This is a genomic window from Mesorhizobium sp. M1338 (assembly GCF_040318045.1).
In the GTDB taxonomy this organism is placed as follows: Bacteria; Pseudomonadota; Alphaproteobacteria; order Rhizobiales; family Rhizobiaceae; genus Mesorhizobium.
Genome location: NZ_JAMYLL010000005.1, coordinates 198,730 through 224,159, shown reverse-complemented (window position 1 = coordinate 224,159; position 25,430 = coordinate 198,730). Strand labels below are relative to the sequence as shown.

The following is a 25,430-nucleotide window of genomic DNA, read 5'->3' as shown; positions in this document are numbered from 1 at the left end:
CGACCTTCATTTGCTGTCATGGTGAAAACGCTTGAAATCAAACCTGTTCGATGGCGCCGGTGATCAGCCCGGTGACTTCCTCGGGCGAACTCGACGCAATCGTCTTGTCGGCGACCTTGCGGCCACGCCGCATGACGATGACGCGGTCGGCGACGGTGAAGACATCGGGCATGCGGTGACTGATCAGCACCACGGCGATGCCTTGGTCGCGCAAATGGCGGATCAGGTTCAGCACCTCGGCGACCTGGCGCACCGAGATCGCCGCCGTCGGTTCGTCCATCAGCACGATCTTGGCCTGGGACAGCATGGTGCGGGCAATCGCCACTGCCTGGCGCTGGCCACCCGACATCTGCTTGACGAGGTCGCGCGGCCGGGTCTCGGACTTCAATTCGGCGAAGAGCCGGCCTGCGCGTTTATACATCGTCGCATAATCGAGGATGCGGAGCGGCCCCAGGCCGCGGCGCAATTCGCGGCCGAGATAGACATTCGCCGCCGCGGTCAGATTGTTGCAGAGCGCCAGATCCTGGTGGACGATCTCGATGCCGTGCTGGCGGGCTTCCGCCGGCTTGTGCAGGATCAACTCCTTGCCGTCCATTCGCATGGTGCCATGGCTCGGGCGGAAATTGCCCGCGATCATCTTGACCAGCGTCGACTTGCCGGCGCCGTTGTCGCCCATCAGGCCGACCACCTGTCCGGGCTCGATCGACAGCGAAACGTCGTTGACCGCCTGGATGGCGCCGAAATGCCTTGAGATGTTGGTGAGTTCGAGAACCGCCACCAGCCTTTACCTCCCCGTGCCTTGCCTGCTTTTCCGGTGGACCGGGCGCAGCTTTCGCCACGCTTTTCCAGCTCCTCCCGGAAACAGCGCTGACCTGCATCTACGCGAATGCCCGCGCAGGCGTCAATTGTCAGACGAATAAGAATTGCCAATAGTCGGGGAAATGCGGCCGGGGGCTGTTGCGGGACGGAGTTGAATCTTTCGAAAAATCAGTTTTGTAGGACAAATGGCATTGACGTTGGCCGCGAGCCGAGATTAGCTGAGCATCGGAGGACTAAATCAATATACCGATCCCATGCCGGCCTGCCGCGCGGGATCATCAGAGAATTGTCGGTCGTTGCCAGTCAGTTTTCGATCTGGCTGACCGAAATGAAAATACTTATCGGCCTGGCGTATGACATGAGCGCTCGCACAACGACCCTCTGTCATCACGCATCCGGTCGATCTGTGTGGCGGACACGCCGTGTCCGTCTGTTTCCAAGGGAGGACTGACATGAGGAAAACACTTTTGCTCGCCGCCGTCGCCGCCATGGCGCTTGGCGCCGGGCCGGCTTTGGCCAAGAAACAGCTTGTCATTGTCGTGAAAGGTCTCGACAATCCGTTCTTCGAAGCCATTCACCAGGGCTGCGAGAAATGGAACAAGGAAAACGCCAGCTCGGAATATGAGTGCTTCTACACCGGTCCGGCGTCGACTTCCGATGAAGCCGGCGAGGCGCAGATCGTCCAGGACATGCTGAGCAAGGCCGACACGGTGGCGATGGCGATTTCGCCGTCCAACGCGCCACTGATCGCGCAGACGATCAAGACCGCCAATCCGACGATCCCGATCATGACCGTCGATGCGGACCTCAGCAAGGAAGATGCAGGGCTTCGCAAGACCTATCTCGGCACCGACAACTATCTGATGGGCAAGAAGATCGGCGAGTACATCAAGAAGGGTAAGCCGAATGGCGGCACGATCTGTACCATTGAAGGCAACCCGGCCGCCGACAACATCCTGCGCCGTGCCCAGGGCATGCGTGATGCGCTTTCGGGCAAGGACGGCCTCGCCGCACTTGCCGGTGAAGGTGGCTGGACCGAAGTTGCAGGCTGCCCGGTGTTCACCAATGACGACGGCGCCAAGGGCGTACAGGCGATGACCGACATCCTCGCCGCCAACCCCAAGCTCGACGCCTTCGGCATCATGGGCGGCTGGCCGCTGTTCGGCGCGCCGCAGCCCTATCGCGATCTGTTCGGACCGCTCAAGGACCGGATTGCCAGCAACGACTTCGTCATCGGTGCCGCCGACACGATCGGCGACGAGGTGGCGATCGCCCGTGACGGCCTCGTGACCGCGCTGGTCGGTCAGCGGCCGTTCGAAATGGGCTACAAGGCGCCGTCGGTGATGATCGACCTCATCGAAGGCAAGCCCGTCGCCGATCCGGTGTTCACCGGCCTCGACGAATGCACCAAGGATACTGTCGACACCTGCATCCAAAAGTAGGTTGTCGATTTCGGGACGCCCGGCAACGGGCGTCCCGTCACTCCTGAACGGGACGCAATGCTCGGGGCGACAGGCTCCGGCTTTGGCGCGTCCATGGTCTGGATTTTTCGGCAACGAGATCGGCGCACCGTGCAGGTTCGGGCCAGCCCGGACGACAGACGGCCGACGCATTGGAACGTGAATGCCGGACGAGAAGTCAAAAGAGCGAGCCGATCGGACCAAGGCACAAGCCAGCCGCCGTCCGGCCGTCATGCGTACTGGTGCGGCGCACTTCGCGGGAGCGAGCGTGCATGTCTCGCTGGCCGGTGAGATTGGCTTGCGGATCGTGCGCGGCGACTATCCGCCCGGCACTATCCTGCCCAATGAGGCCAAATGGGCCGAGATGTTCAACGTCAGCCGTTCGGCGGTGCGCGAAGCCATCAAGATGCTGATGGCGAAAAGCCTGTTGGCATCGCGCCCCAAGATCGGCAGCTGGGTCGAGCCGAAGGAGCGCTGGAACCTGCTCGACCGCGACGTGCTGGCCTGGTACGCGACCGCGCCTGACCGCGAGGCTTTTCTGCGCACCGTACAGGAGTTCCGCCACATCATCGAGCCCGAGGCGTCGGCCTTTGCCGCCCTGCGGCGCAGCGACCAGCAGATGGAGGAGATCAGCCAGGCCTGCCGCGATATGAACGAGGCCCTGAACCTGCAGGACCGTATCCGCGCCGACACGCGCTTTCATCTCGCTATCCTGCGCGCCTCCGGCAACGATCTTTTGGTGCCGCTCGGCGTTCTGATCGAGTCGGCGCTCGACCATCTCTTCGCGTTCACGACGCAGCAGGTCGGCGATCAGCGGCAGGCACAGAAACTGCATGAGGCGATCGAGAAGAACATCCGCCTGCGGCGTCCGGTAGCCGCGCGCAGTGCCGTGCACAAACTGCTTGAAAACACCGACGATGGGATCGGGCGGTCAAGGCGGTGATCGGCGCCTCCGTCTGGCTCAGATCGTCTGCTTCTTGCCGTCCCTGGTCGGCATCAGGTCGACGCCGTTGACCTTGCCGATATGTGTCGCCAGCATCGGCACGAATTGCTCGGCCGGGCCGGTGGCATGGGCGCCGGCGAAGGAGTTCTTGGTGGCGTTGCCGAGCGGGTTGGCGATGCCGGCCGCACCCGCCATCGATTCCAGATAGGTCAGGTCCTTGAAGGCATTGGCGATCGAGAATTTGTGGGCGTCGCGGTCGCCCTCCAGCGTCCAGCGCATGAAGGTCTGGTAGAAGCCGCAATCCATGCGGCCGTTGCGGATGACGCTGTCGAAGCGCGGCGGCGAGATGCCGACCTTCTGTGCAAGCGCCAATGCCTCGGAATAGATAGCGGCGTAGCCGAGCGAGATGAAATTGTTGAGCAGCTTCATGCGGTGGCCGTCGCCGGTGTCGCCAATATGGACGATGCGGCCGGCCCAGGTTTCGATCACCGGTTTCACCCTGGCAAAGAGGGCGTCCGGCGCGCCGACCATGGCGTCGAGCGTGCCTTCCCAGGCTTCCTTCGGCGTGCGGCTCAGTGGCGCGTCGACAAAATCGATGCCGAGCGCCTTCAGTTCCGCTGCCAGCGCCACCGTCGAGACCGGATCGGAGGTCGAGCAATCGATCACGACCGAGCCTTTCTTCAAACCCTCCTTGAGGCCGCCGGGGCCGCGAATGATGGCTTCAACCTCGCGTGAGCCGGTGACGCAGATGAAGACGATTGTCGATGCCGCCGCCACATCGCGCGGGGTCGATGCTTCCTTCGCACCTCGACCGAGCAGGTCTTCCGCCGGCTTGCGGTTCTTGCGGCCAAGAAAGGTCAGGGCGTAGCCCTTGTCGACGATGTTCTTGGCGATCCCGTGTCCCATAAGGCCAAGGCCGATAAAGCCGATCTTTTCGCTCGCGGCGGTCGTATTCATGTCTTCAAGTCCTGTTGCAATGATTGATGATCGGCGCTGCCGTTTTGCAGGCGAAATGGTTGCGGATCGCGATATTGTCTGACAATACACATAAATCCCAGAGGATGTGGAGAGCAAAATGGCGAAGCGGATCATGTTCACCGGCGGCAGCGGCAAGGCCGGACGCCATGTCGTGCAGTATCTGGTGGAGCAAGGCTGTCAGGTGCTCAACATCGACACCAAGCCGCTCGACAACCCCAAAGTGCGCACGCTGATCACCGACATCACCGACAGCGGACAGGTGTTCAACGCGCTATCGAGCTACATGGGCCTGCATGAATTCGACCCATCGCTGCGCCCCCAGCCGGTCGATGCCGTGGTCCATTTCGCCGCCATTCCGCGCATCATGATCACCACCGACAACGAGGTATTCCGCATCAATGCGCTCGGCACCTACAATGTCATCGAGGCGGCGGTGAAGCTCGGCATCCGCAAAGTTATCATCGCCTCCAGCGAGACGACCTATGGGCTGGTGTTCGCCAACGAGCCGCGCGATCCCCAATATTTCCCGCTCGACGAGGAGTACGATGTCGATCCGATGGACAGCTATGCCCTGTCCAAGGTCGTCAACGAGAAGACAGCTCGCGCCTTTGCGCAGCGCAACGGCACCGACATCTATGCCCTGCGCATCGGCAACGTCATCGAGCCGCATGAATATTCGCTGTTTCCGAAATGGTTCGCCGATCCTGGTTTCCGCAAGCGCATCGCCTGGAGCTATGTCGATGCGCGCGACCTCGGCCAGATCACGTTGCGCGCCATCGAGAAGGATGGCCTCGGCTATCAGGTGTTCAATGCCGCCAATGACGACACATCGTCCGACCTGCCGACCGCCGAACTCTTGAAGCGGTTCTATCCCGGCGTGCCGGTCAAGGCCGAACTCGGCGAATACGAGACGCTGCTCTCCAATCGCAAGGCGCGTGACGTGCTCGGTTTCCGCCCGGAGCACAGCTGGCGCAAATACGTCAAGCAGGCCTGAGCCGCGGGAGCATCCGGGCTGATCTGTGCACAGCGGCCGGCTTTGCGGCCCAAGCCGCTTGCCGCGCTTGACAGCACCCTCAATCCGGACTTTCTGGAGCCTATGCGGGACGCGAAGCCGAACAAGGAAAAATCGCCGTCGAAAGCGGCCTCCACCGAGCGTCCCGCCGGCGCTCGCCGACCTGATGCGGCGCGCATTCCAGGGTCGAGCGTCCATGCCTCTCTGGCCAGCGAGATCGGCCTCAGGATCGTGCGCGGCGATTATCCGCCCGGCACCATCCTGCCCAACGAAGCGAAATGGTCGGAGACCTTCAGCGTGAGCCGCTCGGCGGTGCGCGAAGCCATCAAGATGCTGATGGCCAAGAGCCTCTTGGCCTCACGTCCCAAGATCGGCAGCTGGGTCGAGCCGAAGGAGCGATGGAACCTGCTCGACCGCGACGTGCTGGCCTGGTACGCGACGTCGCCGGATCGCGAAGTGTTTTTGAAGACCGTGCAGGAGTTCCGCCACATCATCGAGCCGGAAGCGACCGCCTTTGCCGCCATGCGGCGCACCGACGAACAGATGGCCGAGATCAGCCAGGCGTGCCGGGAGATGGGCGCGGCAACCAGCCTGCAGGAGCGTACCCGCGCCGACACCCGTTTTCACCTCGCTATCCTGCGCGCCTCGGGCAACGACCTTCTGGTGCCGCTCGGCGTGCTCATCGAATCCGCCTTCGATCATCTCTTTGCCTATACGACGCGGGAAATCGATGATCTCAATCATGCGCAGAAGCTGCACGAGGCGATCGAGAAGAACATTCGGCTGCAACGCCCGGATGCGGCGCGCAACGCGGTGCGAAAACTGCTCGCCAATACAGACGGCGTCATCCGCGCCCGGTAGACTTATCGATCGCAGCTAATCGTCTTTCTCACGCCCGAAGGCGGTGCGCAGCTCGTCCTTGGCGTCCTCGAGCACTTGCCTGCGCGCTGCAGGTAGGTTCTTGCCGGCGCGGTTGATGTAGAAGTTGAGCATCGACATGGCTGACTGGAACGGCTCGGCCTTGCGCCGGTGGCTGTGTTCGGCAGATCGCTTGAGCGAGGCAGCGATCTTCTTGGCGTCGTCGGATTCGAAGACGTGGTCCTCGAGATCCAACGCGTCGCTGTGCTCGGTCACGTTGGCCGACCATTTTTCCTTGGTGGCGGTCATGGTGGACTCCTTCGCCGGTTTGCTTGTTGGGAAACTCCGCATATTGGCATCGGTTCCTGCATTCGCCTTTAGGTCTGGAGCCACGGATTTGCCCGCTGTGGCGCTGCTGCGGCCCGAGAATGCGCCGATAGTGGCGAGAACGGCAGCCCATTTCGAGACCGCCGACAGGAAACCCCTTGACCCGAACCGAATTGAGCCGGCCGAGCCCCGGCATCGACAGCTCCTATGCCTGGATGCGGCTTGCCATCTCGATGCTGCTGGCGACGATCGGCGCCGTCGGCATGTGGGCGGTTGTCGTGGTGCTGCCCGCCGTGCAGGCCGAGTTCGGTGTCGACCGCGCCGCCGCGTCCATGCCCTACACCGCGACCATGGTCGGCTTTGCCGCCGGCAACGTGCTGATCGGGCGCGCTATCGACCGAATGGGCTACTGGATCCCGGCGTTGCTCTCTTCGATTGGGCTCTCCGCCGGCCTTCTGCTCGCGGCGCTGTCGACCTCGATCCTGCAATTCACCCTTGCCCAAGGGTTGCTGATCGGTGTCGGCACATCGGTGATCTTCGGGCCGCTGATCGCCGACATCTCGCACTGGTTCAACCGCCGGCGCGGTGTCGCGGTGACCGCGGCCGCGGCCGGCAATTACCTTGCCGGAGCGATCTGGCCGACCATCATGCCGACGCTGATGAAGGCAGAAGGCTGGCGCTTCACCTATGCGGCCATCGGCATCTTCTGCCTGGTGACCATGGTGCCGCTGGTGCTGATGCTGCGGCGCGATGCCCCGGCGGCGGCCGCCGCCGGCTCGCCGGGAAGCCGGCCGGTGCAGCCGATCTCGCTGTCGCCGGCGGCCTTGCAGGTGCTGCTGGTTGTCGCCGGCCTCGGCTGCTGCGTGGCGATGTCGATGCCGCAGGTGCACATCGTCGCCTATTGCATGGACCTCGGCTACGGCGTGGCGCATGGCGCCGACATGCTGTCGATCATGATGGCGGGCGGCGTCGTCAGCCGGTTGGCGTCGGGCTTTGTTGCCGATCGCATCGGCGGCATGAAAACGCTCCTGATCGGTTCGGTGCTGCAGTCTCTTTCGCTGCTGTTCTACATCCCGTTCGACGGACTTGCCTCGCTCTATGTGGTGTCGCTGGTGTTCGGCCTGTCGCAAGGCGGCATCGTGCCTTGCTACGCCATCATCGTGCGCGATTACATGCCCGCCAAAGAGGCTGGCCAGCGTATCGGCATCGTCATGATGGCGACCATCTTCGGCATGGCGATCGGTGGCTGGATGTCGGGCTGGATCTACGACCTGACCGGTTCCTATGCCGCAGCGTTTCTGAATGGCATCGCCTGGAATTTGCTGAACATACTGGCGATCGGACTGTTATTCTGGAAGGCACGGCGCAGCACCGCCGTGATGGCTTGAAGGCGAGCAGGATTGTTGCCGTTGCTTGACAAGGACAACAGGCCGCGCGACGCCAGAAGGCGAGTGGGTGCGGCAAAGCGGGCCGGTGGGATGGCGACAGCAAAAACGATCGTATCGCGACCGCGCCCTGCCAGGTGCATTCCCGAGCGAGCGCGTCCGTGATCAAGCCACGCTCACGCCGTGGCGGCGGCCGCCCGACCATATCAGATGTCGCGCGCAAGGCCGGTGTCGGCGCCATCACAGTGTCGCGCGCCTTGCGCGAGCCGGAGCGTGTCTCGGAAGAGCTGCGTCGCCAGATCCAGGCCGCCGTCGACGAACTCGGCTATATGCCGGACCCGAATGCGCGGGCGCTGGCTTCGGCGCGCGCCGAGGTGTTCGGCGTTCTGGTGCCGTCGCTCACCAACAACGTCTTCGCGGAGGTGGTGCGCGGCATCTATGACAGCTTGTCGGACAGCCCGTTCCGCATCCAACTCGGCAACACCCATTATTCCGGCCTCGAGGAAGAGCGGCTGCTGCAGGTGTTCGGCTCGCAGCGGCCGGCAGCGCTGATCGTCGCCGGCATCGACCAGACACCGGTCTCGCGAAAGCTGCTGGAAAGCGCCGGCTGCCCTGTGGTGCAGGTCATGGAGACCGGTCCCGATCCAGTCGACATGATGGTCGGCTTCTCGCATCTCGACGGCGGCAGGACGGCAACCGAACATCTGATCGAAGCGGGCTACCGCCGCATCGGCTTCATCGGCGCGCGCATGGACCCGCGCTCGCAGCGGCGCCTGGCAGGCTACCGCGCGGCGATGGAGGCCGCCGGCCTGTTCGACCCGCGCCTTGTCACCACCACGCCGGTGCCATCCAGCGTGTCGCTCGGTCGCGAAATGTTCCGCGACGCACTGGCCAAGGTGCCGACACTCGACGGTGTCTTCTGCAACAATGACGACATCGCGCTCGGCGTGTTGTTCGAGTGTCATCGCGCCTCGATCGCGGTGCCGAAGACGATCGGCATCGTCGGTTTCAACGACCTCGACATGATGCAGGTGGCGTTCCCGTCGATCACCAGCATCCGCACCCACCGCTATGAGATCGGCCGACGCGCGGTCGCCATGGCGCTGGCGGCGATCGCCGGCAACAGGCCGGAGCAACGGATCGTCGATCTCGGTTTCGAGCTCAAGCGCCGCGAGAGCACCGCCCGTTGAATACACAGAGGCGACTGTGCGAATGCCGGTTTACACGCCAATTTGGTAGCGCTACCATTCCTTCTGAACAGGTGGACGAGCAGCGGGGTCGCGCCTGTTTATTATACATAAGCGACAACTAAAACTTGTTTATTATGGATAATATGATAGTTTTCGCCCGGCTGGCGGTGACGAGGGGAGGAACCAGGTCGGCCGTCACGGGCGACTAAACGCGTATGCCATGGCAAGGAGGTGCCGGGCCCATCGCGTCAAAAACTTCGCAAAGCGAAACCATAATCAAGAACTGCAACTGGGAGGAATATCGATGATCAAGTCACTTGTTGGTGGCATCGTTGCCGCCACTGCATTCGTCATGTTGAGCTCGTCGGCAATTGCCGCGGGCCCTGAAGTCGTCAAAGGCCCGGCAGCGGAGCCGGATTGCTTCGTACCCTGGGCCGCGGATACGCAGTTCTTCAAGTTCCCCAAAAAGGCGGGCCCATACCGCATTGCGCTCGCCAACGGCTATATTGCCAATACGTGGCGCATCCAGATGGTGCAGACCGCGAAAGCCTATGCGGCACAGAAGGACGTCGCCGCGAAGCTGAAGGAATTCAAGGTCGTCTCGACCGGCGAAGACGTGCCGGCGCAGATTTCGGCGATCAACAACTTCATAGATTCCGGCTATGACGCGATCGTCGTCAACGCGCAGAACCCGACTGCCTTCGGGCCGGTGATCAAGCGTGCCAAGGAAGCCGGCGTCGTGCTGGTTGCTTTTGACAACATCCTCGACACCAAGGACGCGATCAACGTCAACGTCGACCAGAAAGGTCTTGGCGAGCTGTGGGGCAAATGGCTGGTCTCGCATGTGCCGAATGGCGGCAAGATCCTCGAAGTGCGCGGCGTTGCCGGAACATCCGTCGACACCGACCGCCACAATGGCATCCATGAGGCTCTCGACGCCTCCGGCAAGAAATGGGCCGTCACGGAGGTTGTCGGCAAGTGGGATGACGGCGTTGCGCAAAAGGCTTCGGCCGACGCAATCGCCACCAACGGCCCCTTTGACGGCGTCACTGGACAGGGCGGCGACACCGGCATCGTGCAGGCGATGATCGATGCCAAGCATCCGTTCGTGCCGTTCGGTGGCGAGACCGAAAACGGCTTCCGCAAGTTCTGCGCGGCCCATGCAGCCGACGGGTTGAAATGTTCGTCGGCCGGTACCGGGCCGGCGCAGGTGGCTGTTGCCATCAAGACGGCGATCGCAGCGCTTGAAGGCAATGTCGTCCCCCAGTCAATCAAGCTGCCGCTTGCCGTCGTCGAGGATCCGAACTTCAAGGCTGGTCAGGATTTCTTCCCCGACCAATCCGACAATTTCTTCGTCGGCAATTCTTTCCCGACCTGCGGCATCAATTTCACCGCACAGGAAATCATGGGGCAGACCAAGGAAAACCAGTAGGCCGCACACCCGGCGCCGTGAGATTGCTCATTGCGCCGGGAGTTCGATATCTTGGTGATCAAAGCGCCCCGGGAGGGCCGATGGACATTGCTGTTCCGCTCTTTCGTATGGAAGGCATATCCAAGCGCTATGGTGGCGTGCGAGCTCTGGAAAACGCCGAGCTTTCGGTCACATCCGGCAGCATTCACGCCATCCTTGGCGAAAACGGTGCCGGCAAATCAACGCTGATCAAGGTCATGGCCGGCGTCGTCGCGGCCGACGAGGGCCGAATGACGCTGGATGGCCGCGAGGTGACCTTCGCCTCGCCTGCTGCTGCCAACCAGGCAGGCATCGTCTGCATCTTCCAGGAGCTGTCGCTGGTTCCCGAACTCAGCGTCGCCGACAACATCGTCATTTCCGATCCGCCCAAACGCTTCGGCATGATCGACCGCAAGGCGCAGCGCCGCATCGCGGAAGAGGCGCTGGCGCGTGCTGGTGCCGCCGATATTCATCCGCTGGCACTGGTCAAGGACCTGCCCTTGTCGCGGCGGCAGATGGTGGAAATCGCCAAGGCGCTCGCCAGAAAGCCGCGCATCCTGATCCTCGACGAGGCGACGTCGGCGCTGACGGCGGCGGACGTCTCGAAGATCTTCTCGGTGCTGAAGCGGCTGCGCTCGGAAGGGTTGTCGCTGCTCTACATCTCGCACCGCATGAACGAGATCGCGGAGCTGGCCGACCAGTGCACGGTGTTCCGCAATGGCCGTAACGTCGCCAGCTATCCGGCCGGCTCGAAGAGCGACAATGAAGTGGTCGAGCTGATGATCGGCCGTGAGTACAGCCACATCTTTCCGCCGAAGCCCGCGGCCGTGCCTGCCACCGCCGCCCCCAGGCTCGAAGCCCGCAAGCTCTCGTGGACTAACCGGCTGCACGACATCTCGCTGACCGTCAGGGCAGGCGAGGTGGTCGGCCTCGGCGGCCTTGACGGCCAAGGCCAGCGCGAATTGCTGCTCGCCTTCTTCGGCGTGCTGCGGGGCCTCAGCGGCCAGATCCTGATCGACGGCAAGCCGGTGACGATCGCCAGTCCTTCTGCTGCCCGAAAGGACGGCATCGGCATGGCGCTCATACCGGAGGACCGCAAGACCGAAGGCCTGATGCTGCCGATGACTGTGCGCGAGAACCTGTCCTTCGCCGCGCTGGACCGGCTGTCCAAGGGCGGCATCATCGACCGCGCCGCCGAGCAGCGGCTGATTGACGATATGGTCGGCCTTCTGGCGATCAAGACGGCCGGTCTCGACATTCCGGTCGCGGCACTTTCGGGCGGCAATCAGCAGAAGGTGGTCATCGCCAAATGGATGATGCGCCAGCCGCGCATCATCCTGCTCAACGATCCGACACGTGGCATCGATGTCGGCACCAAGCAGGAGCTCTACCAGCTGATGCGCAAGCTGGCGGATGCCGGGGCGGCGATCCTGTTCTATTCGACCGACTATGACGAGTTGATCGGCTGCTGCGACCGAGTGCTGGTGCTCTATGACGGGGCAGTCAAGCGCGAGCTGGTCGGCGCCGAGATCACCGAGCGGGCGCTGATATCGAGCGCGCTCAACATCCATGGCGAGGACAGCCCCGTGAGCCTGGGAGCGGACGCATGAAGGATTGGCGCTACTGGCTTGCCGAGCAGCGCGGAACGCTGCTGGCGCTCGGCATCTTCGTTGTCATGTTCGTCATCTACACGTCTAACCATCCGGCGGGCTTCACCGCAAATGTCGTGCAGACGGCCTCGAACAAGGGCGTTCTGCTCGCCTTCGTCGCGATGGCGCAGACGCTGGTGGTGATCACCGCCGGCATTGATCTCTCCGTCGGCATGATCTTCCTGCTCACCAACTGTCTGGCCTCCTGGCTGGTTGTGGGCACACCGATGCAGACGACGTTCGGCGTCATCGCGGTGCTGGCGGTTGGTCTGCTCTGCGGCGCCATCAACGGCGCCATCGTCATCTATGGACGGCTGCAGCCGATCGTCGCCACCATTGCCACAGGGGCCGTCTATTACGGCATCGGCCTGTTGCTGCGGCCATTCCCGGGCGGTTCGGTCAATGAGGATCTGGCCGATGCGCTGACGGGCCGCGTGTTCGGCGTGGTGCCGGCAAGCCTCGTCGCGCTGTTGGCAATCGTGCTGGTGATCTGGGTGCCGTTCAGCCGCTCGGTGCTAGGCCGCGCCGCTTATGCGGCAGGGTCGTCGGAGACGGCGGCCTACATGTCCGGCGTGCCGATCCGGCGCGGCAAGTTTGCCGCCTACACGCTAGCCGGGCTGCTGGCCGCGATCGGCGGCTTGTTCCTGACCTTCTTCACCTATACGGGCGACGCGGCCTATGCCAGCGGCAATGCCTACACGCTGTTTTCGATCGCCGCCGTTGTGCTCGGTGGCGTCTCGCTGTTCGGCGGCAAGGGCAGTGCCATCGGCGCGATCTTCGGCGCGCTCGCCTTCCGCACCATCGGCGACCTGTTGTTTGTGTTCGATTTCGATCCGCTCTGGCAGCCGCTGTTCCAGGGCGTTATCCTGCTGGTCGCCGTCAGCCTCGGCGCCTTCGCCCTGTTTCGGGTCCGCAACCGGCTGGAGTGGTTCCTGTGAGCGAAACGACGCTTGGCGGCATTGCCGGCCGCATGCCCAGCTTCATCCGCCGCGCCGATCCAGCGGTGCTGACCGCCTTTGCCTGCATTGCGCTGTTGCTGTGTCTTGGCAGCCTTTATTCGCGCAGCTTCCTGTCGCCGGAGTACCTGCTGCAGCAGCTCAAGGTCGCCTCGTTCCTCGGCGTCATCGCCACCGGCATGATGCTGGTCATCCTGCTTGGCCAGATCGACCTGTCGGTGCCCTGGTGCGTGGCGGCGGGCGCGATGATGGCCTGCGCGGCGGCCGCCTATGGTCCGGCCGGGGTGGTGCTGGCGATCCCGTTTGGCATTCTCTGCGGTGTGCTGATCGGTATCGTCAACGGAATCGGCGTCGCCTATCTGCGCATCCCCTCGATGATCATCACGCTGGCCACCAACGCCGTCGCGCAGGGGCTGATGGTCGTCTATACCGGCGGCTTCTCGCCACAGGATTCGGCGACGGGCGCGATGCGCTACCTGGCGACCGGCTTTGGCATTCCGGGCGTCCCCAACGCCGTCATCATCTGGGCGCTGATCGGCGCTGCAATGGTGTTCGTGCTGACCCGCACCAGCTTCGGCCGCACCGTCTACGGCATCGGCAACCGCGAGCGCGCCGCCTATCTTTCCGGCATCGACACACGACGCGTGGTTATGATCGCCTTCGCGGCGTCGGGCGGTCTCTCCGCTTTCGGGGGCGTGCTGCTCGCCGGCTATGCCTCCAAGGCGGCGCAGTCGATGGGTGATGCCTATCTGTTGCCGTCGATCGCGGCTGTCGTGCTTGGCGGCACCTCGATCCTGGGCGGCCGCGGCTCGTATCTCGGCACCGTCGCCGGTGTCATCCTGATCACCCTGCTGCAATCCATCCTGTCGGTCATGCAGATGCCGGAAGCGGGGCGGCAGATCATCTACGGCGTCGTCATCGTCGCCATGCTGCTGCTCTACGGCCGCGCGCCGGCAAGCCGCTGACAATGGACGAAAAGGCAGCACAGGCGCCAACGGGCGCTCCCGGCTCGATGCCTCCGGCCATCGTGGTGATGGGCGTCGCCGGCTGCGGCAAGTCGGCCGTCGGTATTGCACTGGCGGCCGCGCTGGGCGTTACCTTTATCGAGGGCGACAGGCTGCACCCGCCGGAAAACGTCGCACGCATGGCTAGCGGCGAGCCGCTCACCGATCAACTGCGTGAAGGTTGGCTTGACGCGATCGGCGAGCGCATCGCGGGATCGGTGGGGCAGGGCGAAGGCGTGGTTGCCGCCTGCTCGGCGCTGAAGCGCGGCTATCGCGCGCGCTTGAGCGGCTTCTGCCCGGAGATCGTCTTCCTCTATCTGGAGATCGACCCTGCCACGGCCAGGCGGCGTGTCGGCAGCCGCAAGGGCCATTTCATGCCGGCAAGCCTCGTCGACAGCCAGTTCGCCATCCTCGAGCCGCCGACAGCGGATGAGAAGGCCTTGACGCTCGATGCGACCCGCTCGGTCAGCGAACTCGTCGCTGCCGGCGTCCACCGGCTACGCCGGTCATGAACCTTCATCATCAGTGCCGATACCGGTGCTGTCCTGAGCCTCGGTCAGCCGCTGCCGACGGGACCATTTCAGCATCTGCTCGGGGTAGAGCTTCAGCGCCTCCAGCAAGCGGTCGCGCTTGAGCAGGATGTAGTGTGCCTGCACGGCCATGTTCTTGGCTCCAGCCCTGATCGTATCCGTTGCCGGGGTGACGGACGCCTCCGGCGCCAGCGCAGGGCTGAGCACGGCCCGGTATTGCCTGAAGGGAACCACTTCGAAGGTCGACATGGCAAACAGGGCGGTCCTGCCCCTGGCCGCGAAATTCGCCGGCGCCGAGGCGAGGTGGGTCCAGCCGGTCTCGCCCATGGCGGCCTCCGTGAAGGTGGAGCCGGCATGGACGGTGTTGGTCATCGTCACCACGCCATTCTGCTTCAGGATCTTCTGGATGCGGATGGTGACTTGATAGGCATCGTCGCGATCAAAGGCGACCCGGCTTTTCAGGAACCGGTTCTCGACATTGACCAGCGGCGGGTTGAGGAAACGCAGGCCGAAGGCGCTTTCGGAAATACCGTGGGTGTTGACGCTCACCTGATGCGCCTCGATACCGGCCTCGTACAAAGCACGCTTGCCGATGATGGTCTGGGCGATGAATTGATCGCACCAGAGGATGGCGCCGTGGCCGCGCTGCAAAGCCGACCGCAGCCCGTCCAACCCCTCCAGCCGGATCGTCGGCGACCAGCGGCCAGCCACTAGATGCGCGGCGAGCTGCAGGCGGCGGCGATGGCGGGCCGCCAGCAACCCCTCGAATAGCTGGCGCGCATCGATGCCTTCGCCAAGCACAGCGCGCGTGGCGGCAGCGTAAGCGGGAAATTCCTTGCGCATATGGCGCTTCAGGCGAAACCTCGACACGCGGCCGCAGATCGGTGCCCACCAGCGCACCGGCAGTGCCGCTGCCACCATGAGATAGAAGACGGACAGCAGGCTTTCGCGAAGGTCCCTGTTCGAAAAGCGGCGAAGCCTGCCGGGGTGAACTGGCTTGCGGCTGAAGAAGCGCACATCCTCGGCTCGTTCCGGAACGAAGATGTCGGCGATGATTTCAGTGCGAAAGCTTGCGGCCGATGGCAGCTTATGGGCGGCCTTGCGGGATTTCGCGAACCACCACAGCCTCATCGGTCCAGCCCGTTCTTCGACCCCGCTTTACTGCGTCGGCATGGGCCGCGCAAGCTTACGATAGCGAGCGGCAGCCGGTGGTTTAGATCTGCGACGTCAGTTCGACCGGGAAATCGTCATTGTCGGCATCGCGCATGGCGGCGAGGCTGCGATTGTCCAGCACTTCGGCGATCGCCTGCCGCACCTCGAGCATCATGTGCCGGACCTGGCAGGTCGCCTCGTCGCAGTCGTCACAGCGCTGATACTGCGTGCGGCTGGCGCAGGGGATCGGCGCCAGCGGCCCGTCAAGCACGCGCACGACATGGCCGATCTTGATTTCGGAGGCCGGCCGGGCGAGGCGATAGCCGCCTTCCTTACCCTTGCGGCTCTGGACGAAGCCGGCATTGCGCAACTCGCCCAGGATGGCATCGAGGAATTTCTTCGGGATGTTGTTGGCCACCGCGATGTCGTTGACGAAGGCCAACTGGCCGACCGGCAGGCCGGACAGATGCACGAGGGCCTTGAGGCCGTATTTGCCTTTTTTTGTCAGCATGCCCAGATCAACCCATTGAAGCCCCAACCATTCGCATCTGGCGACTGTTTGTGTGCAAATAATGACGTTTTCGCCGCGCGATGATATTTCGCGAAAACAGGCCGCCGAATGGCACGTTAGGCACAAACGCGTTGATTCTTTGTAACGTTTTGCACGGATGCTGCCGATATTCCGCTGAAAACCGGGTTGCCGGCGCACAAAACGAAAAAGCCGGCAAAAGCGCCGGCTTTTTCGTCTGCTCTGGATGTTGCTGCCGTCAGCGGCTGCCGTAGGTCTGGTCGAGCAGGCCGCCGGCGGCGAAATGCTCCTTCTGCACCTTGTCCCAGCCGCCAAAGACATCTTCGACCGTCAGCAGGCGGACATCGGGAAACTGGGCTTTGTATTTGGCTTCCACTGCCGCATCGCGAACCCGCGTGCCGTTCTGGGCGAGGATGTCCTGGCCCTCCGGCGTGTAGAGGAAGTCGAGATAGGTCTTGGCCAGATCGCGCGTGCCATGCTCGTCGGCGACCTTGTCGACGATCGCGACCGGGAATTCGGCCAGCAGGCTGACCGAGGGCGTGACCTGCTCGAACTTGTCGTCGCCATACTCCTTGCGGATGCCGCGCGTCTCCGATTCGAAGGTGATCAGCACGTCACCGATCTCGCGCTGCACGAAGGTGGTGGTAGCGGCACGGCCGCCGGTGTCGAAGATCGGCACGTTGTTGAACAGCTTGGTGATGAACTCCTTCACCTTGGCGTCGTCGCCCTTGAAGGCTTCCTTGGCGTAGGCGGTGGCCGCCAGATAGGTGTAGCGCGCATTGCCTGATGTTTTAGGGTTGGGGAAGATCACCTGCACGTCGTCGCGCACGAGATCGTTCCAGTCCTTGATGTGCTTGGGGTTGCCGGCGCGCACCAGGAAGGACGGCAGCGAATAGAAGGGGGAGGCGTTGTCGGGAAAATCCTTCTGCCAGTCGCCCGAGACGAGGCCCTTCTTGACCAGGAAGTCGATGTCGGTGACCTGGTTGAAGGTGACGACATCGGCGCCAAGGCCTTCGGCGATGGCGCGCGCCTGCGCCGAAGTGCCGGCATGCGACTGGTCGACCGTGACGCCCGGATGCCGCGCGATGAAGGCCTTGTTGACCTGCACGAATAGTTCGCGACCGACATCATAGGACGCGTTGAGCAATTTGTCGGCCGACCAAGCTTGGGAGGATGCCAGGAGCAGGCCGGCGACGGTAGCGACGCCCAGGAAAAAACGCTTCATGAAAACAGCTCCGGATGCAATGAGTTTATGGTCGAACCATAGCTGCGGCGCAGGGCGCGCGACGAGGCACGTCTTGTAGCCGCGTGACCTTTCGGTGAGAAAATGTATCATCGAAATGGACGATTCTTGGAATCTCGTTCCACGTCGAGTCCCCTTATGCCTTGGTTTTTCCGATGCTTGCGTCGTAGCATTTTTTGACATATACAAATGGCATATACAATGAGTTGCGATCATGCCCCGGAACCGCCATTCAACGACACCGCCGAAAGAAGCAAAGCTGTTTCGCAACAACCGCAGCCAGGCGGTGCGCATTCCTGTCGAGTTCGAGCTTCCCGGCGAAAAGGTCTTGATCAGCCGTGAAGGCGATCGCTTGGTCATCGAGCCGGTCCGCAAAGCCGGCCTCACCGCGCTGCTCGCCCAGTGGGCGAAAGAGCCGCCGCTCGCTCCTGAGGACGACTTCCCCGAGATCGACGACACGCCGGTCAAATCGGAGGACATTTTCTAGATGCGGTTCATGCTGGATACGAACATTATCAGCGACATGATCCGAAACCCGGCTGGCAAGGCCGCGAGTGCAATGGTGCGCGAGGGAGACGCCGCCGTGTGCACCAGCATCGTGGTCGCCTCGGAATTGCGATATGGCTGCGCCAAAAAGGGATCGGCCAAGTTGCTCAAGAAGGTCGAGCAATTGCTGGCCGAGATTCCTATCCTGCCGCTCGATGTGCCGGTGGATGTCGAATACGGCGCTCTTCGTGCCGAGCTTGAAGCCGCGGGCCAGACCATTGGCCACAACGATCTTTTTATTGCCGCTCATGCCTGTGCATTGGGCACCACGCTAGTGACCGCCAACACGGGAGAGTTCACCCGGATCAGGAACCTGAAGGTCGAAAACTGGCTGGCTTGAAGCGCATCGCGCTTTAAACCGTGGTTTTGCACATGTCGTTATCCCAAAACCGCGGCGCACTTTGGGCGACATGCATTAGGGCCCGATCTCGGATCAGGCAGCTGGGAAAAGCTTCCAGCGGCCGGGGCGGAACGCCACCCGGCTCTTCTGCGCCGCTGGGTGATTGACTGGCAGTTCGATTTCGACCCGCTGGCGCTCGCCACCGATCTCGAGTTCCACGCGACGCGTGCCGGCGACGCGACGGCTGGCGGCGACCGTGCCGGCGATGCAGCCGCTGCAGCCGTCCAGCAATTCGACATCGTGCGGGCGGAAGTAAAGCGTCGCATCGCCCGAGGGCTCGTTGGGCGCGGCAAGCCCGATCGGGCGGTCGGCGAGCCAGATCTCGCCATTTTCGACCTTGACGGGAAGTGAGCTCGATTCACCGATGAAGCCGTAGACGAAGGGCGAGTTCGGCGTGTCGTAGATGTCGTCGGCGGTGCCGACCTGCTCTATGCGGCCCTGGCTCATCACCACGACGCGGTCGGCAAGCTCCAGTGCCTCTTCCTGGTCGTGGGTGACGAAGACGGTTGTGTGGCCGGTGGCGTCGTGGATTTCGCGCAGCCAGCGGCGCAACTCCCGGCGCACCTGCGCATCGAGGGCGCCGAACGGCTCGTCGAGCAGCAGCACCTTGGGTTCGATGGCCATGGCGCGGGCCAGTGCCACGCGCTGGCGCTGGCCGCCGGAGAGCTGTGCCGGATAGCGCTTCTCCAGGCCCGAAAGCTGGACGAGATCGAGAAGCTCGGAGGCACGGCGGCGGATCTCCTGCGCCGGCGGGCGCGACGGCCCGTGCCGGACCTTCAGGCCGAAGCCGATATTGTCGGCCACCGTCATGTGCCGGAACAGCGCATAGTGCTGGAAGACGAAGCCGACATTGCGGTCCTGGATCGACTTTTGCGAGGCGTCCTCGTCGCCGAAGAAGATATTTCCCCGCGTCGGCCGCTCCAGCCCTGCGATCAGCCTGAGCAGCGTCGTCTTGCCGGACCCGGACGGACCCAGCAACGCGATCAGCTCGCCCGACTTGATGTCGAGCGATACGTCGTGAAGCGCCGGAAACCGGTCAAATTCCTTGCGCACGTTGGCAACGCGGACTTCCATCTACTGAACCCTCTAGTGTCCGCGCGTGGCGGCGATCTCGGCGCCGTAGCGCATCTCGAGAATTGTTTTCAAGACCAGCGTCACGAGCGCCAGGCCCGCAAGCAATGAAGCGACGGCGAAGGCGCCGACGGCGTTGTACTCGTTATAGAGGATTTCGACATGCAGCGGCATTGTGTTGGTCAGGCCGCGTATGTGGCCCGACACCACCGACACCGCGCCGAACTCGCCCATGGCCCGCGCATTGCACAAAAGCACGCCATAGAGCAGCCCCCATTTGACATTGGGCAAGGTCACGTACCAGAAGGTCTGCCAGCCATTCGCGCCAAGCGAAAGGGCTGCTTCCTCGTCGCCATTGCCCTGTTCCTGCATCAGCGGGATCAACTCGCGGGCGACGAAGGGAAAGGTGACAAAGACGGTGGCCAGCACGATGCCCGGCACGGCAAACAGGATGACGATGCCATGCGCTTTCAGCCAGCCGCCGAGCAGACCCTGGGCGCCGAACAAAAGCACATAGACAAGGCCCGATATGACCGGCGAGACCGAGAAAGGCAGGTCGATCAGCGTGGTCAGGAAGGCCTTGCCCTTGAACTCGAACTTGGCAATCGCCCAGGCGGCGGAGATGCCGAAGACGATGTTGAGCGGCACCGAAATCGCCGCCACCAGCAGGGTCAGCCGGATCGCCGAGCGCGTGTCGGCGTCACTCAGCGATTGCGTATAGGCACTGACGCCTTTTGCCAGCGCCTCGTGGAAGAGGACGATCAGCGGCAGGAGCAGAAAGATGCCAAGGAAAGCGAAGACGAAAGCCATCAGGATGGCTTGCGCCGGCCGGCTCTCGGTCACCGCCGCCGAGCGGCTCTCATGATAGGGTTGGTAGGATTTGATCTCGGGATCAGCCATAGCGCTTGCGACTCCATGACTGTGCGAGATTGACGATCAAAAGCATCAAGAACGACAAAAACAGCATGACCGCCGCGATCGCGGTCGCTGCCGGATAATTGTATTCCTCCAGGCGGATGACGATCAGAAGCGGCGCGATCTCGGATTTGTAAGGCAAATTGCCGGCGATGAAGATGACCGAGCCGTATTCGCCAACGCCGCGCGCGAAGGCCAGCGAAAAGCCGGTGATGATGGCCGGCGCCAGGCCCGGAAACAGGATGCGGGTGATGATCTGGAAGCGGCTGGCGCCAAGCGTGGCGGCGGCTTCCTCCACCTCCTTGTCAATCTCCTCCATGATCGGCTGCACCGTGCGCACGACGAAGGGCAGGCCGATGAAGACCAGCGCAATGACGATGCCAAGTGGCGTGTAGGCGACCTTGATGCCAAGCGGCATCAGCAATTTGCCGATCCAGCCGTTCGGCGCGTAGAGCGTGGTCAGCGCAATGCCGGCTACTGCCGTCGGCAAGGCGAAGGGAAGGTCGACCATGGCATCGACGATGCGGCGGCCGGGAAAGCGATAGCGCACCAGCACCCAGGCGACGAGCGTGCCGAAGACGACGTTGACGGCAGCCGCGATGAAGGCGGTGCCGAAGCTGATTTCCAGCGCGTTGACGGTGCGACGGTCGGTTGCGATTGCCCAGAACTCGGGCCAGCCAAGGGCGGCCGAGCGCCAGATCAGCCCGGACAGCGGGATGAGGATGATGAGGGTGAGGTAGGCAAGCGAGAAGCCGAGCGTCAATCCGAAACCCGGAATGACACTCGGCTGTCTGAACCGCCACCCCGCCTGCGCGGGTGCTGTGGTCATAGCGTCCTGATCTAGATTTAGCTCACTGGGCCGGCTTGTAGATCTGGTCGAATATACCACCATCGCCGAAATGATAAGGCTGCGCCTTCTTCCAGCCGCCAAAAAGCGGATCGTCGATGGAGATCAGCTTGATATCAGGTGTCTTGGGCAGATCCGCCGGCGCCACAAGTTCGGGCTTGGCCGGACGATAGTGGTTCTTGGCGATGATCGTCTGCGCTTCCTTGGAATAGAGCCAGCCCAGATAGGCTTCGGCGACCTTGCGCGTGCCCTTGGCGTCGACATTGGCGTCGACAATCGCCACCGGCGGCTCGGCCAGGATCGATGTCGGCGGGTAGACTATGTCGAAATTGTCGGCGCCGAATTCGTCGAGTGCCAGATAGGCATCGTTTTCCCAGCCGATCAGCACATCGCCGATGCCCTTTTGCGCGAAGGTCACGGTCGAGCCGCGCGCGCCGGTGTCGAGCACCGGGGCATTGGCGTAAAGCTTGCCGACGAATTCCTTGTTCTTGGCCTCGTCACCGCCATCATGGGCGTTGGCGTAGGCCCAGGCGGCGAGATAGTTCCAGCGTGCGCCGCCGGAGGTCTTGGGATTGGGCGTGATCACCTGGACGCCGTCCCTGACGAGGTCGCTCCAGTCGTGGATGCCCTTGGGATTGCCCTTGCGGACAAGGAAGATGATGGTCGAGGTGTAAGGTGCTGAATTGTTTTCGAATTCGGTGCGCCAGTCAGGGTTGATCTTCTTCGATTTCGAGACGATGGCGTTGATGTCGCCTTCGAGCGCCAGTGTCACCACGTCGGCGTCGAGGCCGTCGATCACGGCGCGGGCCTGGGCGCCCGATCCGCCATGCGACTGCTGGACGGTGACCGTCTCGCCGGTCTCGGCTTTCCAATGGGCGACGAAGGCTTCGTCATAGGCCCTGTAGAGCTCGCGTGTCGGATCGTAGGACACGTTGAGAATGGTGGTGTCGGCAAACGCGAAACCGAGCGTGCCGAACTGGACAGATGTGGCGACCAGTGCGCCGAGCAGTTTCCTGAAATGAGGTTTGGTCATTTCTGCCTCCGTTGAACCCACGGCAAATCTACCGAATTGGTAGAAATTAGATGCATTGAATGTTGCCTTTTTTGCCCCTCTGGAGAAAATAGTCGACGATCCTTCGCGGCATGGAGAAATATTTTCCTCCTGTGTCTCCGGGAGAAATCCTGCCGGCCATCCAACCTATTTAGAGATGAGCAGTGCCGAGGCAAGGCCGTGTGGAATTTAGTCCGGCGCCTCAATCGGCGGTGATGGGAAAATCGAAACGCTCCTTGGCGAACGGTTCGTTCGCCAGCGTGAAGTGCCACCATTCGCGTGCATAGTTCTTGAAACCGCCGGTGCGCATGGCGTCGACAAGCATCTTGCGGTTTGACACTGCTTCACCGGCGAGGCCGCGGTGGGCGGTTTCGCTCGTCGGGTCAAAGCAGTCGAAACCGGTGCCGAAATCGAGCGTATCGGCATTGACTGCGCCACAGGCTGGGTTCGGGCTGGCCCTGCGATCCGTCCGGGCGATGGCGACGTCGACGGTTGAACCACGCGAATGGGTCGATTGTTCTCCGACATAGCCCTTGGCGATCAGATCGCCTCGCTGGACCTTCGGATGCCATTGCGGATCGGGTGGCCCGCCTTGTCTCGTCCATTCGCCCATGTCGGCGACGGCGCGGGCAGGGCGGTAGCAGTCGAACACGACCAGCGTCAGGCTTTTGACGGCGATCGCCTTCTGGACACGGCTGAGTGCCTCTGCCGCCTGCTCGGTGAGGATGCAGGCCGGCGCGTCATAGCCGATCACCTTCCGATGCAGGAAATTGTCCGATCCGGCGTATCGGATGTCCTGGCGGATCGAGGGGTCGATATCGGCGAGCCGGACGAAGCCGGCGGGCAGGGTGTCGGCCGAAGCGGGTAGAGGGATTGCCACGACAAGAATCATTGCTGCCAGCGCTGAGGCTATCAACGATCGATTGCGCCTCGGAACAGGCATAGGTGAGTATCCTGCTATCTGCCGAGCGCCCGGAAAGCCAATTCGATGAATCGCTTGGCTCGGTCTATTCGACAAAAACCTTCACGCTCGCCGCGCGTCCCGCGGCGTCGATCACGGTCAGCGTCGAATAGCCGGCGCCATCGGGTTGCCAGGTCGCGGTGCGGCGACGATCGATGCCGGCGAGCGGTTTGCCGTTGGCCAGCCAGCGGAACGGCGCGCGGCCGCCTTGCAGCTTCAGCACCAGCGGCGAGGTCTCGGCAGAGCTGGTGCCGAGATCGACGCGGGCGCCGTCGGGCGGGAAGACGATTGTCGGCGCGGGTTCGGTCACTGTTGCCTGCACCAGGCCGTCGGCCCCGGCACCGAAGCGAGCGAGCGTCACCGGCAGATCCTCGCGCCTGGGGCTGAACACGCCGGGCGGCTTGCCCGGCAACGGCACGATGGCCAGGCCCGAGCGGACAAAACCCTCGAAGAGGATGGGAGCGGCCGAGACATAGCCGGACAGGCCCGGCACCGCTCCGGCGTCGGGGCGGCCGACCCAGACACCCAGCACATAGCGGCCGTCGAAGCCGACCGACCAGGCGTCGCGATAGCCGTAGGAGGTGCCGGTCTTGTAGGCGATGCCGCGCTGCGAGGCCCCCTCGGGCGGCTTGACGCCCGACAGAATGTCGATGATCTGCCAGTTGGCCTGACCGTCGAGAATGGTGGCGGTGGTGCGCTCGGCATTGGCAGGCTCGGTGCCGTCATGCAGCGTGTGCGTCTTGCCGCCATTCGCGAGCCCTGTGTAGAGCTGGACGAGGTCGCGTAGTGTTATCCCGACGCCACCGAGGCCGATGGCCAGGCCCGGCGCCTCGTTGACCGGCAGCACGGGGACGACGCCAGCCTGGCGGAAGCGCGCCATCAGGCGCGTTGGTCCGACCGCGTCGAGCACGCGGATCGCCGGCACGTTGAGCGACAGTTGCAGCGCTTGCCGGATGCTGACGTCGCCCTGATAGCCCATGTCGAAATTCTTCGGCCGGTAGCCGGAGAAATCGACAGGGCTGTCATCGATCAGCGTTTCCTGCGCCACCAGCCCCTGTTCGAAGGCAAGACCGTAGATGAACGGCTTCAGCGTCGATCCGGGCGAGCGGACGATCTTGGTCATGTCGATCCAGCCGGAGCGGCTGGCGTCGAAAAAATTGGCCGAGCCGACTTCGCCGAGAATGTCGCCGGTGCGGGAGTCGGCCAGCACCATGGCGACCGATAGGCGAGGCCCGAGCTTGGCGGCCGCATCCCTCGCCACCTGCTCCAGCCCTTCCTGGACGCTCTTGCGGATCGTCAGCTGCAAGGGCTGGCCGGGGACGGCCTTGGGCAGCATCGCATAGGCGGCGTGCGCGGCGAGCGTCGGCAGCGTGCGGCGCAGGCCCGCCACATCGTCGAGGGCGGCGCGTGCGGCCTCATGCTCGCCGAGCAGGCCGGAGGACACCATGCGGGTCAGCACCCGGTCGCGGGCGGCGTGGGCGATTTTCAGGTTGCGGTCGGGCCGGCGCTTTTCCGGCAGCTGCGGCAAAGCGACGAGCAGGGCGGCCTCGGAGACTGTGAGCCGCTTCGGCTCCTTGCCGAAATAGGCGAGGGACGCTGCGCGGACGCCTTCCAGATTGCCGCCATAAGGGGCCAGCGTCAGGTAGCGCTCGAGGATCTCGCGCTTGGACAGCCGCCGCTCGATTTGGATGGCGCGCAGCATCTGCTTGATCTTGGAGCCGAGGCTGCGGCTTTCGCGCGGCTCGATCAGCCGGGCAAGCTGCATCGACAGGGTCGAGCCGCCGGAGACGATGTGGCCGCTGGTGGCGAACTGGCCGGCAGCACGGGCCAGCGCCAGCACGTCGACGCCTTCATGATCCCAGAAACGCTTGTCCTCGTAGGTGACCAGCATGTCGACGAATTGCATGTCGACCTGGTCGAGCCGGGTTTCCAGCCGCCAGTAACCGTCCGGCGTGGCGAAGGCGCGCAGCAGCTGGCCGTCGCGGTCCTGGACTTCGGTGGAGACCGTGAGTTCGGCCGGCAGCGGGGGCGGGAAGGCGCGGTCGAATTCCCAGAGAGTAGCGGCAGAGAGAGCGAGAATGCCAGTGCAGGAAGCTGCGGCAATGGCGGCGCGACGGAGGTGTTTTCTTGAAAGCATGGCGCTGCCCTCATTGC

The 25,430-nt window shown here is 63.2% G+C and carries 25 protein-coding genes; 13 read left to right on the top strand and 12 right to left on the bottom strand.

Annotation, left to right across the window (positions count from 1 at the left end; all coding sequences use genetic code 11):
- Positions 1–37 precede the first annotated feature (37 nt).
- On the bottom strand, positions 38–778 hold the full coding sequence (locus NKH19_RS08010) for an ATP-binding cassette domain-containing protein (RefSeq protein WP_352865579.1): 741 nt from the start codon (positions 776–778) through the stop codon (positions 38–40).
- Between the two features lie 493 nt (positions 779–1,271).
- Here NKH19_RS08010 and NKH19_RS08005 point away from each other — a divergent pair, with 493 nt between their 5' ends.
- On the top strand, positions 1,272–2,261 hold the full coding sequence (locus NKH19_RS08005) for a sugar-binding protein (protein WP_352865576.1): 990 nt from the start codon (positions 1,272–1,274) through the stop codon (positions 2,259–2,261).
- 181 nt (positions 2,262–2,442) lie between these two features.
- On the top strand, positions 2,443–3,222 hold the full coding sequence (locus NKH19_RS08000) for a FadR/GntR family transcriptional regulator (RefSeq protein ID WP_352865575.1): 780 nt from the start codon (positions 2,443–2,445) through the stop codon (positions 3,220–3,222).
- Between the two features lie 18 nt (positions 3,223–3,240).
- Here NKH19_RS08000 and NKH19_RS07995 read toward each other — a convergent pair whose 3' ends face one another.
- Positions 3,241–4,179, bottom strand: a complete 939-nt coding sequence (locus tag NKH19_RS07995) for an NAD(P)-dependent oxidoreductase (RefSeq protein WP_352865572.1) — start codon at positions 4,177–4,179, stop codon at positions 3,241–3,243.
- 118 nt (positions 4,180–4,297) lie between these two features.
- On the opposite strand from NKH19_RS07995, the gene NKH19_RS07990 reads away from it, so the two are divergent.
- Positions 4,298–5,194 (top strand): NAD-dependent epimerase/dehydratase family protein, encoded by an 897-nt coding sequence (locus NKH19_RS07990; RefSeq protein ID WP_352865570.1) that lies wholly within the window; start codon positions 4,298–4,300, stop codon positions 5,192–5,194.
- A gap of 102 nt (positions 5,195–5,296) precedes the next feature.
- Entirely contained in the window at positions 5,297–6,073 is a 777-nt protein-coding gene (locus tag NKH19_RS07985; protein ID WP_352865568.1) for a FadR/GntR family transcriptional regulator, read from the top strand.
- A 15-nt stretch (positions 6,074–6,088) separates the two neighbouring features.
- Here the strand turns inward: NKH19_RS07985 and NKH19_RS07980 are convergent, their stop codons facing one another.
- On the bottom strand, positions 6,089–6,379 hold the full coding sequence (locus NKH19_RS07980; protein WP_352865567.1) for a DUF3175 domain-containing protein: 291 nt from the start codon (positions 6,377–6,379) through the stop codon (positions 6,089–6,091).
- Positions 6,380–6,555: 176 nt separating this feature from the next.
- Between NKH19_RS07980 and NKH19_RS07975 the strand changes: the two genes are divergently transcribed.
- From NKH19_RS07975 to NKH19_RS07945, 7 genes are all read left to right on the top strand, one after another.
- Positions 6,556–7,785, top strand: a complete 1,230-nt coding sequence (locus NKH19_RS07975; protein WP_352865564.1) for an MFS transporter — start codon at positions 6,556–6,558, stop codon at positions 7,783–7,785.
- Between the two features lie 158 nt (positions 7,786–7,943).
- Complete coding sequence (gene gntR, locus NKH19_RS07970) at positions 7,944–8,972, top strand: HTH-type transcriptional regulator GntR (RefSeq protein WP_352865563.1); 1,029 nt, start codon at positions 7,944–7,946, stop codon at positions 8,970–8,972.
- A 304-nt stretch (positions 8,973–9,276) separates the two neighbouring features.
- Positions 9,277–10,404, top strand: a complete 1,128-nt coding sequence (locus tag NKH19_RS07965) for a sugar ABC transporter substrate-binding protein (RefSeq protein WP_352865561.1) — start codon at positions 9,277–9,279, stop codon at positions 10,402–10,404.
- A gap of 80 nt (positions 10,405–10,484) precedes the next feature.
- Positions 10,485–12,032 (top strand): sugar ABC transporter ATP-binding protein, encoded by a 1,548-nt coding sequence (locus NKH19_RS07960; RefSeq protein ID WP_352865560.1) that lies wholly within the window; start codon positions 10,485–10,487, stop codon positions 12,030–12,032.
- Complete coding sequence (locus tag NKH19_RS07955) at positions 12,029–13,009, top strand: ABC transporter permease (RefSeq protein WP_352865558.1); 981 nt, start codon at positions 12,029–12,031, stop codon at positions 13,007–13,009. The genes NKH19_RS07960 and NKH19_RS07955 overlap by 4 nt, the downstream gene beginning before the upstream one ends.
- Complete coding sequence (locus NKH19_RS07950) at positions 13,006–13,992, top strand: ABC transporter permease (RefSeq protein ID WP_352865556.1); 987 nt, start codon at positions 13,006–13,008, stop codon at positions 13,990–13,992. The genes NKH19_RS07955 and NKH19_RS07950 overlap by 4 nt, the downstream gene beginning before the upstream one ends.
- A gap of 2 nt (positions 13,993–13,994) precedes the next feature.
- Positions 13,995–14,543, top strand: a complete 549-nt coding sequence (locus NKH19_RS07945) for a gluconokinase (protein ID WP_352865555.1) — start codon at positions 13,995–13,997, stop codon at positions 14,541–14,543.
- Here NKH19_RS07945 and NKH19_RS07940 read toward each other — a convergent pair.
- From NKH19_RS07940 to NKH19_RS07930, 3 genes are all read right to left on the bottom strand, one after another.
- Positions 14,538–15,692, bottom strand: a complete 1,155-nt coding sequence (locus tag NKH19_RS07940) for a hypothetical protein (RefSeq protein ID WP_352865552.1) — start codon at positions 15,690–15,692, stop codon at positions 14,538–14,540. The genes NKH19_RS07945 and NKH19_RS07940 overlap by 6 nt on opposite strands.
- Before the next feature lie 82 nt (positions 15,693–15,774).
- Positions 15,775–16,224 carry an RrF2 family transcriptional regulator gene (locus tag NKH19_RS07935; protein WP_136622569.1) on the bottom strand — a complete coding sequence of 150 codons (450 nt, stop codon included), beginning with the start codon at positions 16,222–16,224 and terminating at the stop codon, positions 15,775–15,777.
- Positions 16,225–16,480: 256 nt separating this feature from the next.
- Positions 16,481–17,467 (bottom strand): sulfate ABC transporter substrate-binding protein, encoded by a 987-nt coding sequence (locus NKH19_RS07930; protein WP_352865550.1) that lies wholly within the window; start codon positions 17,465–17,467, stop codon positions 16,481–16,483.
- A 232-nt stretch (positions 17,468–17,699) separates the two neighbouring features.
- Between NKH19_RS07930 and NKH19_RS07925 the strand changes: the two genes are divergently transcribed.
- Together NKH19_RS07925 and NKH19_RS07920 are read left to right on the top strand one after the other, a co-directional pair.
- Positions 17,700–17,972: an antitoxin gene (locus NKH19_RS07925; protein ID WP_352865548.1), complete on the top strand. Its 273-nt coding sequence runs from the start codon at positions 17,700–17,702 to the stop codon at positions 17,970–17,972.
- Positions 17,973–18,371, top strand: coding sequence for a type II toxin-antitoxin system VapC family toxin (locus NKH19_RS07920; RefSeq protein WP_352865545.1), 399 nt, complete (start codon positions 17,973–17,975; stop codon positions 18,369–18,371).
- A 93-nt stretch (positions 18,372–18,464) separates the two neighbouring features.
- On the opposite strand, the gene NKH19_RS07915 is transcribed toward NKH19_RS07920, so the two are convergent.
- From NKH19_RS07915 to pbpC, 6 genes are all read right to left on the bottom strand, one after another.
- A complete protein-coding gene (locus NKH19_RS07915; protein ID WP_352865544.1) occupies positions 18,465–19,505 on the bottom strand; it encodes a sulfate/molybdate ABC transporter ATP-binding protein in 1,041 nt (346 codons plus the stop codon).
- A 12-nt stretch (positions 19,506–19,517) separates the two neighbouring features.
- Positions 19,518–20,402, bottom strand: coding sequence for a sulfate ABC transporter permease subunit CysW (gene cysW, locus NKH19_RS07910; protein ID WP_352865541.1), 885 nt, complete (start codon positions 20,400–20,402; stop codon positions 19,518–19,520).
- Positions 20,395–21,246 carry a sulfate ABC transporter permease subunit CysT gene (cysT, locus tag NKH19_RS07905; protein ID WP_352865538.1) on the bottom strand — a complete coding sequence of 284 codons (852 nt, stop codon included), beginning with the start codon at positions 21,244–21,246 and terminating at the stop codon, positions 20,395–20,397. The genes cysW and cysT overlap by 8 nt, the downstream gene beginning before the upstream one ends.
- Positions 21,247–21,268: 22 nt before the next feature.
- On the bottom strand, positions 21,269–22,297 hold the full coding sequence (locus tag NKH19_RS07900; protein WP_352865536.1) for a sulfate ABC transporter substrate-binding protein: 1,029 nt from the start codon (positions 22,295–22,297) through the stop codon (positions 21,269–21,271).
- Between the two features lie 220 nt (positions 22,298–22,517).
- Positions 22,518–23,195 carry a M15 family metallopeptidase gene (locus NKH19_RS07895; RefSeq protein ID WP_352865534.1) on the bottom strand — a complete coding sequence of 226 codons (678 nt, stop codon included), beginning with the start codon at positions 23,193–23,195 and terminating at the stop codon, positions 22,518–22,520.
- Between the two features lie 127 nt (positions 23,196–23,322).
- Entirely contained in the window at positions 23,323–25,413 is a 2,091-nt protein-coding gene (gene pbpC, locus NKH19_RS07890) for a penicillin-binding protein 1C (RefSeq protein WP_352982086.1), read from the bottom strand.
- Positions 25,414–25,430: the final 17 nt, after the last annotated feature.